General features: G+C 43.0%; 13 protein-coding genes. 10 read left to right on the forward strand and 3 right to left on the reverse strand.

Annotated features, from left to right (window positions below; genetic code table 11):
- The first annotated feature begins 202 nt into the window (after positions 1 to 202).
- The 3 genes from OQE68_RS22100 (at position 203) to OQE68_RS22110 (ending at position 5,054) form a co-directional block, all read left to right on the forward strand.
- Positions 203 to 964, forward strand: coding sequence for a BPSS1780 family membrane protein (locus tag OQE68_RS22100; protein ID WP_180567557.1), 762 nt, complete (start codon positions 203 to 205; stop codon positions 962 to 964).
- 370 nt (positions 965 to 1,334) lie between these two features.
- A complete protein-coding gene (locus OQE68_RS22105) occupies positions 1,335 to 2,492 on the forward strand; it encodes an amino acid ABC transporter substrate-binding protein (RefSeq protein WP_180567556.1) in 1,158 nt (385 codons plus the stop codon).
- A gap of 87 nt (positions 2,493 to 2,579) precedes the next feature.
- Positions 2,580 to 5,054, forward strand: a complete 2,475-nt coding sequence (locus tag OQE68_RS22110; protein ID WP_180567555.1) for a putative bifunctional diguanylate cyclase/phosphodiesterase — start codon at positions 2,580 to 2,582, stop codon at positions 5,052 to 5,054.
- A 456-nt stretch (positions 5,055 to 5,510) separates the two neighbouring features.
- Here the strand turns inward: OQE68_RS22110 and OQE68_RS22115 are convergent, their stop codons facing one another.
- From OQE68_RS22115 to OQE68_RS22125, 3 genes are all read right to left on the reverse strand, one after another.
- Entirely contained in the window at positions 5,511 to 6,782 is a 1,272-nt protein-coding gene (locus tag OQE68_RS22115; protein ID WP_180567554.1) for a DUF2252 family protein, read from the reverse strand.
- An 8-nt stretch (positions 6,783 to 6,790) separates the two neighbouring features.
- Positions 6,791 to 7,267, reverse strand: a complete 477-nt coding sequence (locus OQE68_RS22120; protein ID WP_180567553.1) for a DUF2269 family protein — start codon at positions 7,265 to 7,267, stop codon at positions 6,791 to 6,793.
- An 85-nt stretch (positions 7,268 to 7,352) separates the two neighbouring features.
- Positions 7,353 to 8,639: an NAD(P)H-binding protein gene (locus OQE68_RS22125; protein WP_180567552.1), complete on the reverse strand. Its 1,287-nt coding sequence runs from the start codon at positions 8,637 to 8,639 to the stop codon at positions 7,353 to 7,355.
- A gap of 219 nt (positions 8,640 to 8,858) precedes the next feature.
- On the opposite strand from OQE68_RS22125, the gene fliE reads away from it, so the two are divergent.
- From fliE to OQE68_RS22160, 7 genes are all read left to right on the forward strand, one after another.
- A complete protein-coding gene (gene fliE / locus OQE68_RS22130) occupies positions 8,859 to 9,215 on the forward strand; it encodes a flagellar hook-basal body complex protein FliE (RefSeq protein WP_180567551.1) in 357 nt (118 codons plus the stop codon).
- A 15-nt stretch (positions 9,216 to 9,230) separates the two neighbouring features.
- Complete coding sequence (gene fliF, locus OQE68_RS22135) at positions 9,231 to 10,967, forward strand: flagellar basal-body MS-ring/collar protein FliF (RefSeq protein ID WP_180567550.1); 1,737 nt, start codon at positions 9,231 to 9,233, stop codon at positions 10,965 to 10,967.
- Between the two features lie 55 nt (positions 10,968 to 11,022).
- On the forward strand, positions 11,023 to 12,009 hold the full coding sequence (gene fliG, locus OQE68_RS22140; protein WP_255490807.1) for a flagellar motor switch protein FliG: 987 nt from the start codon (positions 11,023 to 11,025) through the stop codon (positions 12,007 to 12,009).
- Positions 12,010 to 12,052: 43 nt separating this feature from the next.
- Entirely contained in the window at positions 12,053 to 13,057 is a 1,005-nt protein-coding gene (locus OQE68_RS22145) for a flagellar assembly protein FliH (protein WP_180567548.1), read from the forward strand.
- Entirely contained in the window at positions 13,054 to 14,400 is a 1,347-nt protein-coding gene (fliI, locus tag OQE68_RS22150; protein WP_434801421.1) for a flagellar protein export ATPase FliI, read from the forward strand. Before OQE68_RS22145 ends, fliI begins: the two co-directional genes overlap by 4 nt.
- A 76-nt stretch (positions 14,401 to 14,476) precedes the next feature.
- The gene (fliJ, locus tag OQE68_RS22155; RefSeq protein ID WP_180567547.1) at positions 14,477 to 14,908 is read left to right on the forward strand and encodes a flagellar export protein FliJ; all 432 of its coding nucleotides are present in this window, start codon (positions 14,477 to 14,479) and stop codon (positions 14,906 to 14,908) included.
- Between the two features lie 54 nt (positions 14,909 to 14,962).
- The gene (locus OQE68_RS22160; protein WP_180567546.1) at positions 14,963 to 15,268 is read left to right on the forward strand and encodes an STAS domain-containing protein; all 306 of its coding nucleotides are present in this window, start codon (positions 14,963 to 14,965) and stop codon (positions 15,266 to 15,268) included.
- The last annotated feature ends 232 nt before the right edge of the window (positions 15,269 to 15,500 follow it).

A 15,500-nucleotide genomic window follows, 5' to 3' on the forward strand; every position in this document is an offset into this window, starting at 1 on the left:
TGCGACAGCTGTGAGTGTAATGAAGATAACGCTGGCTTAGTATTACAAGCCGCATGGATATTAACGACTCAGTCTATTTGCCGTATAGTTTGATCAAACTGGCTATACTATATACAACGTCAGTAATATGTAATTCGCTAACAGTACAGGTCTGCCATCAGATAGCAGGGCAAGGTAATCTGATTAAATATTGGGGATAACAATGACTGATACAAACCCTTACAAAAGCCCTGAGGCTGATGTAATTGGTGACCACTCAGCCGATTTGCACTTGCATGAACCGACTAAACAAAGCGCAGGCTCAGGTGTCAGCTGGATTAGCGATGCTTTTAAGCTGTTTGGTAGTAAGCCTGGTTTATGGATTTTGGCAACTATTGTTTACTGGGTCATTGTCATTATTTTGGCAGTTATCCCTTTTGTTAACTTAGTGTCTGGTTTCGTGGCGCCAATCTTTACTGCAGGCTTTATTTATGCCAGTTATAAACTGGATACTGGGCAAGGGATGGAAATAGTCGATATTTTTGAAGGGTTTCAGCGCAATCTGGGTCAGCTGGTGTTAGTCGCAGTGTTAAGTATTGTATTGTCAGTGATAGTTTTTGCTGTGCTCTTTTTGATAGCGTTAGCCTTTGGTTTTAATATGATGAGCCCAAGTGGGTACTCGGATTTTAGCATGGCTGTTGCGCTTATCTTTGGGTTGTTATTTTTGGCTCTATTGTTACCCATTGTTATGATGGTTTGGTTCGCTCCTGCCTTAGTTATTTTGAATGATTTCAATGCATGGCCTGCTATGGTTATGAGCTTTCAAGGTTGTTTACGCAATATTTTGCCATTTATTATTTATGGCGTTTTAATGCTCGTAATGGCTATCATTGCTGCAATACCATTGGGACTAGGCTATTTAGTACTGATGCCAGTGATGTACGCTTCTATTTATACATCATATAAATCTATATATATTAAATAACCATTGGTAATGAGAGCATAATTAATATAGCCCATATCTCTAAAGTATCATTGTTATCAAAAGCCTTATTGTTACTTGCTTTCCAACCATTTGCTGCTATTCCATGCTTGGATTGTTACTTCTTGATAATTGCACCTGCACAGTGATTACGACTTAATTATACTGTAACTAACTCATTGCAATTTTTAGCTAATATAGCCAAAGCGAATGGCTTTTAGGGGCGGCTGTCAAGCGATGAAGCCCCATGAGTTTATGTTTTTATAAATGATTGGGGTGAAGAGCGACGACAACAAACCCTAAAAGTCATTTGGGAAGGGTATAAAACATTGTGATTTTTTTCTGTCAATCTAGCATAACTAAGCTGTGTTTATTGATAGGCTGGTTGTTGTTGCTAGGGTTAGGAAGTCATTGGGCGGTTGCTAAAGAGTCCGTCAAAATTGGCTTGTCGCTGGGCTTAACGGGGCGATATGCGTTGATGGCTGATATGCAGCAGAAAGCCTATCGGCTTTGGCAAAGGCAAGTCAATAGTCGAGGAGGACTGCTAGGGCGGCAAGTCGATATTGTTATAAAAAATGATCAAAGTCAGAAAGGTTTAGCCCCTGCGTTATATGAAGAGCTAATCACTAAAGATAAAGTTGACTTTATTTTTGGCCCTTATTCAAGTGCCATTACCTTAGCGGTATCAGGAGTAGCAGAGCGTTATGGTTATCCTATGCTGGCTGCTGGTGCGGCGTCTGATAAAATCTGGCAACAAGGCTTTAATAATGTGTTTGGTATGTGGACACCCGCTAGCCGCTATACCCTAGGCTTCTTAAAAATGCTGCTAATAATGGAGGAAGATAAGTTAGCCATTGTAAGTCCTGATGATAGTTTTTCAAAAAGTGTTGGATTAGGCGCCCGTGAATGGGCGACAAGACTAGGTTTAACTATCAAGTATTACCAAGTATTTGCAAAAGGTGCAGTTAATTATCAAGAATTAGCAACAGTTGCCCGCCAGTCTGGAGCACAGATTCTTATGATGACAGGACATTTTGAAGAGTCAGTAGCGATGCGTCAGGCATTAACGGCAATTCATTGGCAGCCGAGAGGCTATTTGGCAACAGTTGGTCCAACACTGCCAAAATATTTAACTACACTAGGGCCTGTTGAGGTTGAAAATACCTTTGCGGTGTCAATTTGGGAGAAAATAAAAGACCAGGGTAGTATTAAAGGTGGAGCAAAAGAATTTGCTAAAAACTTCGAAGCTACTTATACCATATCTCCTTCTTACCATGCGGCTACTGCCTTTGCTGCGGGACAAATTTTAGAAGCAGCGGTTAAACGGGCTAACTCATTTAATCGAGATAAAGTGAGGGAAGCATTATTTACACTAGATACATACAGTTTAATTGGGCGCTATGCTGTTGATCGAACCGGTGTTCAGGTAAAGCGGTTTCCTCTCACTATTCAATGGCAGCAAGGAAAAAAGGAAATAGTTTGGCCTGAGGCGCTGAGAACGAAACCGCCGGTTTTTACACCTATTAAATAAAGTAGTTAATGGAAGCAGCCAGTGATAATTAGTAAATTATGGAAAAAGTATAGCCAATGCGAGTGGTAGGATAGGAAGGTATGAGTAATGCTAAAGAAACTGGTTAACTCTTTTGCATTCCGTGTTTTTACGCCTTTTCTGGTGTTTGTTAGCTTGGTGGTTATTGTTTTATATCTATTTACTTCATATTCAATTTCTGATTCAGCCAACCATCAAATTAAAGAAAATCTCAACTGGTTATCCCGCAGTGTACTGTATATTTGCGATACCAACGTAGATAAATTGTTTCAAACAGGAAATGCAACTAATGAAAAGCTAGTCAGATTGGAAAAAGTATCCACTATGGTGGCCATCGAGGACTTTGTACGTGCTAATAATGTAGGCGTTATTGTTTTTGATAATAACTTACAAGAAGTCATCGTTAAAACAGAGTTACCCAGAGCAACATTAGCAACTATTGAAACTTCATTATTAACAGATGCCTCGATTGCTGTCATTGATAAATTGACAGACTATATTGTTCACTCTCAATTATTTCAGCCATGGCAGTGGCGTATTATTCTATTAAAGCCTAAAGCCCAGGCGTTACGAACAATGGAGCAGCCTGTATATCGCTATGCATTTAGTATAGCGTTGATCACTATCGTAATTATTACCGGGCTAATGTTTTATTTTTTGAGCTATAAGGTTAGAAATCCCATTAATCGCATTATTGGTGCTATTAAAAAAGGTAATCAACCAAGTTATAGAGGAGTTTCAGAGTTTGAATTTCTAAGTGATAGTATCGCAGGTATGATGCACTCGCTAACAGAAAAAACCCATTTATTAGAATCAACCAATCAAGAAATTGAAAAAGCTAAAGCACAGTTAAGTGATGCTATTGAAAGTATGTCAGAAGGGTTTGTACTGTTTGATGAACAAGACCAGCTTATTTTATGTAATCAACACTTTAGAAATTTTTACAGCTTAACCTTGTTACCTGACCAAGCCTCATTTCAAGATATCTTACGTATTATGTATCGAGAAGGTGTCGTCTCCGTTGATGTGCCTTTAGAAACTTGGATTAAGAGTATTATGCTCACTAGGGATAAAGTTGGACGAGCGCATTTGATAGAGTTAAATCAGGATCGCTTTATTGAGTTTAGGGAATATGCAACCAGTGATGGGGGGGTGGTTGGTATACATACTGATATTACCGACCGGAAAATGGCTGAGCAGCGTTTACAGTATTTGGCTTCTTATGATCTTTTAACAAACTTACCCAACCGAGTGATGTTTCAGCATGAGTTAAAGAAAAACATTAATCGTGCTGAACGGTTTGAAGGAATCGTTGCATTATTTTTCATAGACTTAGATAAGTTTAAAGATGTAAATGATACCTTGGGACATATGGTGGGTGATGAGTTACTGAAAAAAGTCGCAGATATTTTATTAAACTCTATTCGTGGGTTTGATATTGCAGCTAGGTTAGGAGGGGATGAGTTTGCAGTGATTTCCAGTGGGTTGCGTTCTGAAGTTGAAGTGGAAAATATGGCCCAACGGATGAACGACTTGCTTAATTGCACGGTGGATTGTCAAGGCCACACTATTCATATTGGTGCCAGTATAGGCGTCACTTTATTTCCTTATGATGGTAATGATTGTGATCAGTTATTAAAAAATGCTGATATGGCAATGTATGAGGCTAAAAACTTGGGGCGCAATCAATACCGAATGTATAACGATGAAATGAATCGACGGGTACAAGAACGTAATGCACTAGAAAAAGACATGCGACGTGCCTTAATGGCCGATGAATTCCTTGTTTATTATCAACCCAAGATAGATTTAAATACATCACATGTGGTAGGGATGGAAGCGTTAGTTCGTTGGCAACATTCCAACCGTGGTTTAATTACTCCCAATAAATTTATTCCTATTGCAGAGCAGAGTAATCTTATTACTGATATTGGTGAGTGGGTGCTAGAGGAAGCTTGTAGGCAGTGCCAGGAATGGAGTGAGGTAAATGAATTGGGGAAGTTACAGGTGGCGGTTAATTTATCTGCATCTCAATTTAAATATGGAGATATTACAGGCACTGCCGATCGAGTTTTACAAAAGTTGACAATGGAGCCTGGCTGTCTAGAAGTGGAAATTACAGAAACCATGGTAATGAATGACGCGGATGCTGTTTCGCAAGCACTTCACCATTTTGCCAGGCGTGGTGTAAGTATTTCGATTGATGACTTTGGAACGGGTTATTCCTCTTTAGCCTATTTGTGGCGTTTTCCTGTTAACAAAGTAAAGATAGACCGTTCTTTTATTAAAGATTTACTGCATAATAATGAGGCGCAGGCAATTGTTCGTTCTGTTATTAGCTTAGCTCACAGCTTAAACTTGGTCGTCATCGCAGAAGGTGTAGAAACGAAAAAACAATTGGAATTTTTACAAAAATTAAAATGTGATCAAGCACAAGGGTATTTCTTTTCACCTCCATTACCTGCAGCGAGTTTTGTTGAATGGGTGAAGGAATATCAAGAAAAACAGGCTCACAAAGGTTTATATCGAAAAATAGGGCGTTAGCTTTTAAATATATACCCAAGACGAAGGGTTTCTAGTGGTTCATGCGTAAAGTTGGGTAACAGTTTTCAAAACCATTTATTTTCTGGCAAGGTTCTTTTTTGCACATGGACCACTAGGTGAGGCCATCAAGTGACGAAGCCTCATTAGCCTATTGAAATAGGTGAATGGAGTGAAGAATGATGATAACAAAACCTAAAAATGATTCGCGATGGGAATAGTCAAGTATATCGATCTGGGAAACACTATTAAAAACATGGTGCAAAAAATGATGCTTTACTTGTTTTAGAATGCTGGAGTTTTAAAAGTTACTCCTTGAGTGAAACTAATGAAGCCGTTGATGACAACACCATTAGCATTATTCAAAAGCACATGATGAAGTCATCAATGGTTCTAGTTTTATAGAGAAGATCAAGAAGAAATGTAAATTTATAGTGGTCATAGTAATTACGCTATAAATTACCACAATCCGCTATTCCGAAAATACCCCCAATCCTGCACCACACATCTTGCGTAGTGAACTGAAACAGCAGATAGTAGTTTGATAAACTCTTTTTGATGTTCCATTAACTCATTTTTAACATAATGAATAAATCGGTGGTTGGGTTCCTGCACCTGAATGGAGCCGCGGGCATGTTCTTTACCTAATATTTCACCCCATATCTCAGCCATTGTTAAATAATGCTTGGGTTTAAATAGCTTGTGGGTGGGGAAGTCTTTTTTGAAGGGTGAGCGTTCTCTCACGGAATACAATTCATCGTTATAACTCAACCAGCCTAGCCAGGCATCTGGATGCTCGGCAATGGCTGAATAGGCATCAGCATGGCGTTGGCCCTCATTGGTAAATTGACTGTAATACCAGTGTTGTTCAATTTTCGGAAAGCAACGAATTGCTGCGGGCTGTTGCTGCTGTTTGATATCCAGAATAATATTTTCTTCTGGTGTGGGGCCTTGGATTAATGCATAAAAGCGCTGATTACCGAGTGATCCTGTACCGGCTTTGACCCGTTTGACCAGGTCTACTACTTCAAAACGGCTGGTAAAATCTGGTGTAATGGACTGTTGGCTACGATGGTAATCTAGCAATGCACCCGTTAGGTTGGTTTTTACATGGTCGGACAATTCAGTTAATTTAGGATTTGCATAATTAAAGCGATTTAAGTCAGAGGTAGTCCATTTTTGCAGCATGTTTAAGCGGGTATTCTTCTGATGGACTTTGGTCAGAAATTTTTTAATCGGCTTAACAGCATTTTCAATGTAAATAGCAGAGTCGTCGGTTTTGCTAGCAACAACCCCTTGCAAATAAGCTTTACCCAGTCGTTGTACTGCTTGTTCAGCAAGGTCTTGCTGATAATAATCATGTTGTTGCAAGTCTAAGACTAAACTGGTGGCTAACCGCCATAAGTCGAATTGGTAATCAGCAATAATGGCATCATCGAAATCATCCATGCCATAGTAAATTTGGCCATGATGATCATGTAACGCACCAAAATTATAGACATGGGCATCACCTTGTAACCAGACTTGGGTTTCAGGGCGGCCACCATAAAGACTGATGCGCCAGTCGCGGGAAACATCGTGCCAGTAGATGTGATTAGTACCTCTGAAAAAAACAAAAGCAGATGCTTGCATTTTTTCAAATTTTAAACGCCGATCAGCATCACTGGCTTGTTGATTAAACTGGTTGATTTGCTTTACAACATGTGATTGACGCGTATGCAGTACTTTCATAATGTTGATCACCAAAGAATGGGTTTAAACACCATCAAATAAAAAATAGCCATTACACTGATAAAGGCCGGCCAACCCAAACTGTACCAATAGGTCATGAGCTTTCGATAAACGGCAGGTAGTGGTTGATTTTCACTAAGAGCAGCTTTAGCCAGTTTAGCCACCTTAATTTGAATATAAACCACCGGTATCCAACAGAGCCCAGTAATAACATACAAAACCAAGCTTGCCATTACCCAGGAGGTGGTCAACGGTAATCCTACCAGCAGTAACATCCAAATACCGGTAACGGGTTGGATAATGACGGCAGGTGTCGTAAATAGCCAGTCGGCTAAAACAACATTTTGGCTGGTAATGGCGATGGTATTCAGGTTTTGACTGCGATCAGCACGCCACATATAAAAAGCGGTACCCAATCCTGTGCCAAACAGCAGGGTGGAAGAAATAATATGCACTAATTTTAATAATAAATAATATTCTGCCATTTGTTTTGACTATACTTCTGTACTTGTTTGTTTAAACACTAGTTTTCTTAAGGGCACATCTAAAAATACATTTTTAGATGTGCCCTTAACGTGCTTCTTTAATTACCCAGTAACACCACAACATCATTAACACCGCTACATTTTTAATCAGCCCACCCAAGGGGTCTAACCAAGTAAATGGTGCAAATAGCCCTAACATTAAGGTGTAACCTAAAACTGACAATACCATTAAGCTCAGAATCAATTTAGGGCGCCACCCCATAATAAATAGCATACCTAAACTTAAGTCTAATAGTGAGGTTAATACCACAAGTGTTGATTGATAAGCGGGAGGAATTGCCAGGGCATTCAGGGTGGGGGCGAATTGCTCGGGGGTTGCTATAAACCCAGCAACGGCTGAGAGCAACCAAATAAAGGTAATGGCAAACCAAAGTACTGGTCTAATCCAATAAAGCTTGGCGTGCCAGCGGTCTTGCACAAAACTGGGTGTATTTAATAGGGTTGATTTAACCGATTGTGGTGAGTAATTCAGTTCTTGGGAAAGGGCCTGATATTCATTATCAGGTATAACATTTCCCTGTTCCAGCATGGTTAACAGAGTGTCGTTAAATGGCACAATCTTGAGTTTGCTATTCAGCGTTGCCAGTTTTTTAAATAAGCTTAATGGAGTGGGTAACCAGTGAGGTTCAGGCCATTTTAGCCATTGTCGCAAGTTGCCTAAAAATTCTTTAATTGACAATATCTCTGGCCCCGCAGGGTAAAAAACTCGTTTATCGCCTTGATACGTCAACAGCCGGCATACGATATTAGCCAGGTCTTCCAGTAAAATGGGCTGAAACTGTTGGTTACCATCGCCAGCCAGTGGAATCATCGGCAAACTGGCGATGGCTCTCATCAATGAGGTGCCTCCATAAGAGCCCCGGCAAGATAATACGACGGAAGGCCTGATAATGATGGCTGAGGGAAACTGTTCAATAAGATAATCATCAAACTGATGTTTACTCCTGATAAAGGCACCATCTGTAGGATTGCCTAAAGCGGATAACTGAATAAAGCATTTGATGCCTTGTTGTAAGCAGGTTTCAGCCAATGCTTTGGGTGCATGGTAATGCAACTGCTCAAAATCACCGGGCTTGGTTTCCGTTAAAATACCCGCACAATTAATCACAGCATCGATAGGTTTTAAATGAGGGAGCCAGCTTTTAGGAGTCAGGCAGTCAGCTAGGTTTAAGCAAATAATCGATAAGTTGGGATGCTTGGGTAAATTACGTGGATTTCGCACGCAGGCATACACCTGATGCCCTTGAGCTAATAACTCAGCCACAATGGCACTACCAATAAAACCAGCCGCACCAGTAATTAATATATTCAAACAAGCAGCTCCTTAGTTCATTAATGGGGTTCATAAACGAGAAATCACTTTAGTGTGTAACAGTGACTGGCTAAAACTTCAAAGGCTTTTTAAGTTAGCTCCTTAACCAATTGAAAAAGAAGAAAATATTTTGTTTAACATAATGGCTGGCTTAAAAAATGCAGCGCCCTGACAGAAAGCCAATTGTTTGTCATTGGCTGCTCAGGGAGTTTAGTCATTATGTCTTCGCAGTTATCCATGAATCGTTTGCTTGTTGAAATGCGAGCTATGCAGGCTGAAGCCATGTCAACGCCATTGCCTGGTAAGCTATTAGTTACTGATCAGGCGGCAGAAGGGGACGTCAAGCAAGTGACGCCTTCATTTGGAGATATGTTTAAACAGGCCATCAATGAGGTTAATACCCAGCAACAAATCAGTGGCCAATTAAGAGATCGCTATGATCGAGGTGATACCACCATTGATTTGCCTCAAGTCATGGTTGAAAGCCAAAAGGCAAAAGTAGCCTTTGATGCCATGGTAGAGGTACGTAATAAGCTAGTCAGTGCTTATGAAGAGATTATGAAAATGCCCATTTAATGGTTGGATATTGCAATGGCAACAACCGAGGCTGAATCTAACAATACTCAACCAGCTGTGTTGGGTAATCAGGCTGCAGCGCCAAACCGTTTTGGTGGGGAGTTGTTAGAGTCACTCAGTGGCCTGTCTATCGCTAGGCAAATTGCCTTAATGGTAGGGTTAGCGGCCAGTGTCGCGATTGGTTTTGCCATTGTCATTTGGTCTCAGTCACCAGACTTTCGCCCCATTTATGGTTCAATGCAAGGATTTAACAGTGCCCAAGTTGTGCAAACGCTACAGGATAGTGAGATTAACTATCGAATAGAGCCAAACAGCGGCATTATTTTAGTGGAGGCGGACCAGGTAGCAAAAGCACGAATGGCATTAGCTGCTGCTGATGTGACGGATGAAACCAATATAGGTTTGGAAGTATTGGATAAAGAACAAGGCTTAGGCACCAGCCAGTTCTTAGAGAATGCTCGCTATCGCCGAGGCCTTGAAGGCGAGTTGGCCCGAACCATTGCCAGTCTGTATAACGTTCGAAATGCCCGAGTGCACCTAGCTATTCCTAAACGCTCTGTCTTTATTCGCGATGCTCGTCAGCCCTCTGCATCCGTTTTTCTGGAGTTATATGGTACTCGTAGCTTGAAGCCAGAACAGGTAAAAGCCATTCGTAACTTAGTCGCTGCTAGTGTGCCAGATATGCCCGTTGAACGAGTGGCAGTAGTGGATCAACATGGCCAGCTGCTATCGGTGGAGTCTACCGCTGAAGAGAGCAGGCTCAAAGTTGCAAATCAGCAGCGAGAGTACATTAGTCGAGTTGAAGAAGGGTTGGTGCAGCGAGTCCATAATATTTTAGAGCCAATCCTGGGCCAGAATAATTATAAAGCAGAGGTGGCTGCCGATATTGATTTTACTGCCATTGAGCAAACATCTGAGCTATTTAACCCAGATACACCTGCTTTACGCAGTGAGCAAACCTTAGATGAAAGCCGCCAAACGGGTCCAGGCCAAGGCGGGGTACCAGGAGCCCTCTCTAATCAACCTCCAGGAGAGGTAACCGTACCTGAGCAAGTAGAAGCGGGTGAAGGTGGTCAGGCGGCTGCTGCGAAGCCTTCAGATGTTAGAGTGCAAGCCACTCGTAATTTTGAGCTAGACAAAACCATCAGCCATACTCGTTTTCAACAGGGGCGACTAAAGCGGTTGACAGTCGCTGTGGTAGTCAATGACCTGGTGACTGTAACGCCAGACACCAATGAGGTCGTTCGTACACCTTGGGATAACAACGAACTAGCGAGGTTCACCCAGCTAGTCAAAGATGCGGTAGGATTTGATGTATCACGGGGTGATAGTGTAAATGTCATTAACTCTGCTTTCGTAGATGTGCCAACAGAAGCCATCGAAGAAATTCCATTTTGGACGCAACCCTGGTTCTGGGAAATTATCAAACTAGTATTGGCTGGCATATTTTTGCTGATTTTATTATTTGGTTTTTTAAAGCCTATGGTGCGTCATTTATTCGCTAAACCTGAGCCTGTAGCTGCTGCAGCTGGTGTTGGTGGTATGGAAGGGCTGGAAGATTTGGAGTCGTTGGGTGAAGGTGGCTCATTGGCAGAAGATCAAGTCAGCATTTCAGGTGCAGGTAGCAGTATTTTGTTGCCAGGCCCTCACGAAGGCTATGAGCAGCAGCTAAATGCGGTGAGAGAGCTTATTGGTGATGATGCTGGCCGAGTGGCATTAGTGATAAAACATTGGGTATCAGAAGATGACTGAGCAAGCTGGCAGTCCCCCCTCTGTGGTATCAGAAGAAACTGCTGAGGCAGCGAAAATGTCAGGTGTTGAACGTTCAGCAATTTTTTTGCTGAGTTTAGGCGAGGCTGACGCTGCAGAAGTACTAAAACATATGGGCCCTAAAGAAGTTCAGAAAGTAGGGGCAATGATGGCACAGCTGGAAGATGTTAATCGCAGCAAAGTTGTATCAGTGCTGAAATACTTTATAGAAATTGTTCGTCATGAGACTGGCTTGGGTATGGGAGCCGATGGTTATATTCGCAATATGTTGACCCAGGCCCTTGGTGAAGATAAAGCCAGTGGCCTGATTGATCGCATCTTACTGGGAGGTAATACCACTGGCCTGGATACCTTAAAGTGGATGGAGCCGCGAGCTGTGGCCGATATCATTCGTTATGAACACCCTCAAATCCAAGCCATTGTGGTGGCCTATTTAGATGCAGACCAAGCAGCAGAAATTCTGGGGTATTTTGATGCCAAGGTGCGCCTGGATATTATGCTACGGGTTGCTAACCTGACAACGGTTCAACCAGCGGCATTACAAGAGCTAAATGACATCTTGGAACGCCAGTTCTCTGGCAGTGGGTCAACCAAAACCACCACGATGGGTGGGGTGAAACGGGTTGCTGATATAATGAACTATGTAGAAGGCTCTATCGAAGCCCCGTTAATGGAGTCTATTAAGCAAGTTGATGAAGATTTGTGTACCGAAATTGAAGATTTGATGTTTGTGTTTGATAACTTGTCAGATGTTGATGATCGAGGTATCCAAGCATTGATGCGTGAAGTCTCTTCGGATGTACTGATTTTGGCACTGAAAGGTGCCAATGAAGCAGTGAAGGAAAAAATCTTCAAAAACATGTCTAAGCGGGCGGCGGAATTACTCCAAGATGACCTGGAAGCTAAAGGGCCTGTTCGCTTAAGTGAAGTGGAAACAGCACAAAAAGAAATTCTCAGCATCGCCCGACGAATGGCTGACTCTGGAGAAATTGCCTTAGGTAAAGGTGGAGAGGAAATGGTGTAGGTTGATCTAAACTGGGTACTTAGTTGAGCACTAGCAACAAAACATGGCTAAGAATAAGGAAGAACGAGTAATTTCTGCAAGCGAGGCGGTGGATGTACAGTCATTTGGGCTGCCAGTCTTTGCTAATGCTCGGCACATTGTTAAGCATCGCATGCGAGATGCGGAGCGACGTCCACCACCTAAGCCGACAACTCAGCAGTCTGCACCAGCACCAGCACCCGTTACACATCAGCCGGTAGCCCAGCCATCTGCGCCACTTCCTTCTCAGACTTCATCTAGTGCACAACCAAGCGCCTCGCCACCCGCTGCCATGGATGCTGATCAGCTGCAAGAGCAGGGTTTTCAAGCGGGTTTTAATGAAGGAAAACAGCTCGGCTGGCAAACTGGATTAGAGGAAGGTAAAACCGCTGGATATCAAGAGGGGTTAACTAAAGGGCAAGAAGACGGCTACCAGCAAGGTTTACAGCAAGGCCAGGAAGCAGCCATTGAAGAGCTGCATAAGCAAATGGGGCGCTTACAGCAGCTAATTAATGCATTATATAACCCTATTGCCGACCAAGATGAAGCTTTGACGCAACAGCTGGTGAATATCGCAATTGCTATTGCGAAGCAGGTGGTTCAGCGAGAGCTACAACTGGACTCCAGTCAAATTACTACGGTCGTCAGAGCTGCTATACAAGCGATGCCAATTACTGATCAACAGATTAAGGTGTTCTTAAACCCGCAGGATATTGACTTAATCAATGAGCATGTAGCTCAACAAGGTGAAAATTGGCAGTTATTACCAGATGATAAGCTATTACCAGGTGGCTGCCGGGTAGAGACAGCCAATAGTCTGGTTGATGCTTCTGTCGAAGCAAGATTAAGCCAGCTGACTGAAAGGTTGGCAGAGCAACACTTACATACCCATGCACAAACGATTCAACAGCAACCGGTTGTTGAAGAGTCAACTACCCAGCCTGAGGCTGCCCCCGTTACTGCGGATAATCCTGCTGCAGAAGCCCTCCCCCTAGACAACAGTCAGCCAGCCGATAGCTCATCACCATGACGCACTTGAGAATGCCACTCACCGAAAGGCTTAAACCGTATCAAGCAAGCTTGACTCAGCCAGTTCAGCCTTTAGTGGAAGGTCGATTGACTCGCATGGTCGGGCTGACTTTGGAGGCGGTGGGCTGCCGAATCGCTACGGGGCAGCGCTGCATGGTGGTGGCGGATGACAATACCCAGGTAGAAGCTGAAGTGATGGGTTTTGCAGGGGACAAGCTATTTCTGATGCCGCTGACCTCTGCAGAAGGGATTCACCCTGGCGCAAAAGTGATTCCAATGGCCAGTGAAACTTTGGTACCTGTAGGATCAGGCTTATTGGGGCGTATTCTGGGTGGTTTGGGTAAGCCGCTTGATGGGCTAGGGCCATTAGATGTGGAAGACTATGTAGAGCTTTACGGGCCAATGATTAACCCACTTTCTCGACAGCCTATCAAGGAGCCTTTGGATGTAGGGATTCGTGCCATCAATGGAGTGTTAACTGTTGGTCGAGGCCAGCGATTAGGGCTATTTGCTGGCAGTGGCGTAGGGAAAAGTGTGCTGTTAGGAATGATGACTCGCTTTACGGCGGCTGACATAATCGTTGTGGCGCTGGTGGGTGAGCGGGGCCGTGAGGTGAAGGAGTTTATTGATCATACTTTGGGGGAAGCCGGCTTGGCTCGTTCTGTGGTCGTGGCCTCACCTGCTGATGATTCTCCACTGGTCAGGTTGCGGGCAGCTATGTTAGCCACCCGCATTGCAGAGCACTTTCGTGATCAAGGCAAAAGTGTGCTGTTATTGATGGACTCACTCACCCGCTATGCCCAGGCGCAACGAGAAATTGCCTTAGCGATTGGTGAGCCTCCAGCGACTAAAGGTTATCCACCGTCAGTTTTTGCTAAGTTACCTCAGCTGGTGGAACGGGCGGGCAATGGCGCGCAAGGCAGTGGTTCTATTACGGCGTTTTACACTGTACTGGCGGAAGGCGATGATCAACAAGACCCTATTGCAGATGCTTCGCGGGCTATTTTAGATGGTCACTTGGTATTGTCTCGTCATTTGGCTGATGCCGGTCATTATCCTGCTATCGATATTGAAGCTTCAATTAGCCGAGCAATGCCTGCGATAGTGAAAACCAGTCATTTGACCAGTGCTCAACGGTTAAAACAATTAGTCTCAGCTTTTGAAAAAAACCGTGACTTAATCAACATTGGGGCCTATACCCAAGGGAGTGATGTGGTAACCGATGAAGCTATTTCGCGAAGGGCGCAGCTAGAGCGCTATTTAACTCAAGGGTTGAATGAGCAAGCTACCCTGGCGGATAGCATCAGTCAGCTGGAACAGTTGTTATCAACTCCTATGGGGTAAGGTGCTAGTAATTGGTAAATTTAATTAGCTAGTTTAGGTAGGAGTAATGGTGAAGTGGTAGCTAGGAGCAATGACAATGAAACCTGCAGCACAGCTCAATGTCGTATTAAAAGTAAATCAGGCTAAAGAAACATCAGCAGGGCGATACCTGCAAGAGTGCCAACAGCAGTGTTTACATGCTGAACAGCAGCTACAGCAGCTATTTAAATTTCAGGCAGATTACCAACAGCAGGCGACTGGCCCCCATGTTAATATCCAGCAGTTACAAATGATGAGTAACTTTTTATCTCAGTTAGGGCAAGCCATTGAGCAACAGCAGCAGCAGCTTGTAGCGGTGACTCGGCAATGGCAACAAGCCCAGCAGCAATGGCAACAGGCTCATCAAGAAACCAGAAAAGTTGAACAGTTGCAGGCACGACTAGCGGCTTCAGAGCAAGTGAGGCTAACCCGTAGAGAGCAACGGCTACTGGATGAATGGGTAATGGTCCACCAATCTCGTCAGCACTGACAAGTTGTTTAATGCTATGCTAAATGAATAAGGGAATGATTAAAGGGGGATAAGATGACTATATCCACGATTAAGTCAGAGGATGGCAAAGCACTAACCATCAAAATTCAGGGTCGTTTTGACTTTGGTGAACATCAAGCCTTTCGTGATGCATATGAGCGAATTCCAAGACGCCCCGCTGAATATGTGATCGACCTTAATGAAACAACCTATTTAGACAGCTCTGCATTAGGCATGTTGTTATTGTTGCGAGATCATGCTGGTGGTGATGAAGCAGATATTAAAATCGTCAATTGCAAACCTGATGTAAAAAAGATCCTATTAATTTCTAACTTTGAACAATTATTTGCTATTCAGTAGTACTTAAGTTGAATTGTTTGAACATATTCCTTTTCTTTCTGTTAGCGTTTTGTGAATGGACGGTTACGTTAATGGCAGGAGTGGTATATGTAACAAATGAAGTACAACAACCGACGGTAATACTTAAAATAGCGGGTAACTAGCAGTGGCTGTTACACACTGTAACAAAGTGCATTGATCTATGTTATCAAATCGTCATCGCTTGTTCTGACCTGACTATCACTATTCTAGC

Source organism: Spartinivicinus marinus (assembly GCF_026309355.1).
GTDB lineage: Bacteria > Pseudomonadota > Gammaproteobacteria > Pseudomonadales > Zooshikellaceae > Spartinivicinus > Spartinivicinus marinus.

Excerpts from the sequence above, each read along its gene's own strand:
- OQE68_RS22100 (WP_180567557.1), top strand. The coding sequence starts at position 203 with ATGACTGATACAAACCCTTACAAAAGCCCTGAGGCTGATGTAATTGGT.
- OQE68_RS22110 (WP_180567555.1), top strand. The coding sequence starts at position 2,580 with ATGCTAAAGAAACTGGTTAACTCTTTTGCATTCCGTGTTTTTACGCCT.
- OQE68_RS22115 (WP_180567554.1), bottom strand. The coding sequence starts at position 6,782 with ATGAAAGTACTGCATACGCGTCAATCACATGTTGTAAAGCAAATCAAC.
- OQE68_RS22120 (WP_180567553.1), bottom strand. The coding sequence starts at position 7,267 with ATGGCAGAATATTATTTATTATTAAAATTAGTGCATATTATTTCTTCC.
- fliE (WP_180567551.1), top strand. The coding sequence starts at position 8,859 with ATGTCTTCGCAGTTATCCATGAATCGTTTGCTTGTTGAAATGCGAGCT.
- fliF (WP_180567550.1), top strand. The coding sequence starts at position 9,231 with ATGGCAACAACCGAGGCTGAATCTAACAATACTCAACCAGCTGTGTTG.
- fliG (WP_255490807.1), top strand. The coding sequence starts at position 11,023 with ATGTCAGGTGTTGAACGTTCAGCAATTTTTTTGCTGAGTTTAGGCGAG.
- OQE68_RS22145 (WP_180567548.1), top strand. The coding sequence starts at position 12,053 with ATGGCTAAGAATAAGGAAGAACGAGTAATTTCTGCAAGCGAGGCGGTG.
- fliI (WP_434801421.1), top strand. The coding sequence starts at position 13,054 with ATGACGCACTTGAGAATGCCACTCACCGAAAGGCTTAAACCGTATCAA.
- fliJ (WP_180567547.1), top strand. The coding sequence starts at position 14,477 with ATGAAACCTGCAGCACAGCTCAATGTCGTATTAAAAGTAAATCAGGCT.
- OQE68_RS22160 (WP_180567546.1), top strand. The coding sequence starts at position 14,963 with ATGACTATATCCACGATTAAGTCAGAGGATGGCAAAGCACTAACCATC.